This is a genomic window from Campylobacter sp. IFREMER_LSEM_CL1890, assembly GCF_025772045.1.
Taxonomy (GTDB): domain Bacteria; phylum Campylobacterota; class Campylobacteria; order Campylobacterales; family Campylobacteraceae; genus Campylobacter_D; species Campylobacter_D lari_D.
Genome location: NZ_JAKMRK010000039.1, coordinates 1 through 563 on the forward strand (window position 1 = coordinate 1; position 563 = coordinate 563).

Here is a 563-nt window from a genome sequence, read left to right on the forward strand (position 1 = left end):
CAATTTAGCGATGATGAGCTTTTACCTATAGGAAAAGCTTGTAAAAATACCCAACTTTTAGTATTTGATGAGAATTTAAATTTAATTACTCCAAGTCAAGTGGGAATTAAAGGCGAGCTTTATGTAAGAGGAACTTGTCTTTCTTTAGGCTATTACAACGATAAGGAAAAAACAAAGCAAGCTTTTGTGCAAAATCCTTTGCATGATAATTACCTAGACTTGCTTTATAAAACAGGTGATGTGGTAGCTTATAATGAATTTGGCGAACTTTTATGTTATGGACGGATAGATCATCAAATCAAATATATGGGTCATCGCATAGAACTTGGAGAGATAGAAAGTATTATAAATTCTCATGAGAATGTAAGAAATTGTGCTTGTATTTTTAAAGAAGAAATTATTTGCTTTTATGAAAGTAAGGAAGAGTTAGATTTTAAAAACTTTTTAAAAGACAAACTCCCTGTTTACATGATACCTAAAAAATTTGTTAAAATAGAACAATTTACTTTAAATGCAAATGGGAAGATTGATAGGAAGGTTTTGAGTAAATTTGTTTAAGGATT

Annotated in this window: 1 protein-coding gene; it reads left to right on the forward strand. The window is 29.5% G+C overall.

The genetic code is table 11. The features are described from left to right. On the forward strand, positions 1 to 558 hold a 558-nt coding region (locus L8W57_RS07860), incomplete at its 5' end, for an AMP-binding enzyme (protein WP_263662330.1). Positions 559 to 563 lie beyond the last annotated feature (5 nt).